Source organism: Pedobacter sp. AK017 (assembly GCF_014200825.1).
In the GTDB taxonomy this organism is placed as follows: Bacteria; Bacteroidota; Bacteroidia; order Sphingobacteriales; family Sphingobacteriaceae; genus Pedobacter; species Pedobacter heparinus.
Genome location: NZ_JACHCW010000041.1, coordinates 1 through 2336, shown reverse-complemented (window position 1 = coordinate 2336; position 2336 = coordinate 1). Strand labels below are relative to the sequence as shown.

Annotated in this window: 2 protein-coding genes; both read right to left on the bottom strand. The window is 46.9% G+C overall.

Translation table 11 applies throughout. The annotated features are described in order from the left end of the window. A partial coding sequence (locus tag HDC92_RS24915) for an ATP-binding protein (RefSeq protein WP_183877580.1) occupies positions 1-665 on the bottom strand: 665 nt, incomplete at its 3' end. Between the two features lie 5 nt (positions 666-670). Continuing rightward, entirely contained in the window at positions 671-2200 is a 1530-nt protein-coding gene (istA, locus tag HDC92_RS24910) for an IS21 family transposase (RefSeq protein WP_183877579.1), read from the bottom strand. Positions 2201-2336 lie beyond the last annotated feature (136 nt).

Here is a 2336-nt window from a genome sequence, read left to right as displayed (position 1 = left end):
TCCAGAAGGGCACCGGCCAAGGCCGGATCTTCCAGTACCTCTGCCCATTGTGTCGGTGATTTATTGGAGGTAATGATAAATGATGTATGTTCATGCAGGTTGTTGATCATGTTGAAGAAAGCAATTGCTGCCTGTTTGTTGATCGGGAACATCATCACGTCGTCAATGGCAATCAGATCGGCCTTTAGCAGACGGTTGTATGTGCTTTCGGCATTTTTGCTGACATCCATAATCGTCAAGACCGTACTCAGTTCGGCCATGGTGATAAAGTAGGCCGTATAGCCATTTCTGATGGCATCATTGACCAGTCCGGCTGCGATGAATGTCTTACCGGTTCCTGAAGGCCCCATCAGCATGATATTGAAGTTCTGCTCGATCCATAACAGCTCTCTGAGGGCTTCCAGTTCCATTTTGAGGATGCCATTGGTTACAGTATAGTCATACTGTGACAGGTCACACGTTTTGGGCAGTTTGGCCAGTTTGAGCCTTTTGTCCATGTCTGTCTTCTTGCGGTAATTGACCTCTGCCAGCAGCAATTGCAAGGTAAACTCCGCGTAACCGGGTTTGTCTACCTGGGCTGTACAGATGATGTCTTCGGGTGCTTTCTTAAGCTGCGTTAGCCTTAATGCATCTGCATGGTCTTTAATCTGTTGGATGTGTTTCATGAAAGTTAGTTGAATAATGAGTCATAAAAATTGATGTTGCTAATCTCTGGGGTCATGTCCTGGTCTATGTACGCTGCAGTGCGTGTAACAATGCCGGCAGCGTCATAACTGTAAAACATAGGGTCCTGCTTCCGGTGTATCTCAAGGATGCTGGCAAACTCGTTTCCATTGCGGATGTTCTTGTCCAGGCACATATCTACCGTTTGGTGGATGAACCGCTCATGGCAGCCTGTAGCTGCCCTGAGCATGACTTTCAGGTTGTCCCGGTAGTACCGGGGCTTATCCTGTTTGATCATCAGCAGATAATCCTCTGCCCTTGGGTGTTTAAGAAGTTCAAGCAGTTGCCTTTCAGTCTCCTGCATACCATTGGAGATCCGGCGTTTGTGCCCTTCACAGCGTACAAATGTCCCCCTCTGGGTAGAGATCACGTGCTGGACCACTCTTTCTTTAGCCACATTGTATATGCAAAGGCTATTGCCTTTCACTTCCAGCAATACCTTGGTGCCCTGGCCCTTATAGGTGCCGGAAGGAAGACTATAATAACTGCCTTTATATACCACGCAATTGTCCTTGCGTACGATATATTCTGGCCAGGCCTGGGTTGGCTTTGCCGGTGCAGAAGTTAGGGGCAAAAGATGTTTGCGTTCTATAGCCCATTCCTTAGCAGGGACTTTACTGGTGCCGCTGTGCACTTTACCATTTCCGGTGCGTTTCAGCCAGGCCTCACATTCCTGCTGAAACAGGCCTATGGACTTAAATTCCCTGCCACGCATGAAGTTGCCCTTGACATATTTCACTACGTTTTCGACCTTACCTTTACTCTCCGGATCTGCCTTACGGCAAAAGACCTCTTTAAAAGGATTGCTGGCACAAAAGGCCCTGAAGCCATCTGTGAGCAGCAGATCACCCAGGTTCTCTGACTTCATAAACACACGGTCCTGGTCATAAAGGATCTGTTTAGGGATGCCCTTAAAATAGTCAAAAGCCAGCTCGTGGGCATAGATTGCCGTGGCGGTAGTAAAAGGAAAGTCCTGAAAGTAAATGTACTTCTGGCGGCTACGGCTCAGCACGATGGCAAAGAAATACACTTTTACTCTGGTGCCTGCAGCAGTTTGTACAAAGCCCTGCCCGAAGTCGGCTTGTGCTTGTTCGCCATAAGGTGTCTCCGGCAACTTCTGATAATCCCGTGGGGCTTTCTCTGTATCTTTTGGCAGCTTATATTGCTCGCGGATGCTTTTCACGAAGTTGTAGATCGTCTTGCTGTGTACAAGTGGCAGATCAGGAAAATGCTCTTTTAGCTTGTCCTCTATCTGCGCTGAGGATAAATACGGCTGATTCTCCAGGCGCTTGCGAACGAAGGTATGGTATTGGGCCAGCTTCTTTGGCAAACGGCGTGGACGTTTGATCCACTCGTGGAAAGATTGCTCATCCATATTTAGATATCGCCGGATCGTGCCCCGGTCAAGGCCTGTTTCTTTTCGAATCTGACTTATATTCAGACCTGTTTCAAATAATTCTTTAACTTTATACCACATAAAAACCCTGTTTTTTGTAGTCGGCCGACAGTTGTGTTTCACACATACAAATGTTAGCCGACTTTTTTAATTGAACCAAATTCACTGGTGTTTTTTAATTGCTAAAAATTGAAGATTCAAAGTTGCTACTTACAAC

Bases quoted from the DNA above. Each gene is read 5' to 3' on its own strand.
- istA (WP_183877579.1), bottom strand. From the start codon at position 2,200: ATGTGGTATAAAGTTAAAGAATTATTTGAAACAGGTCTGAATATAAGT.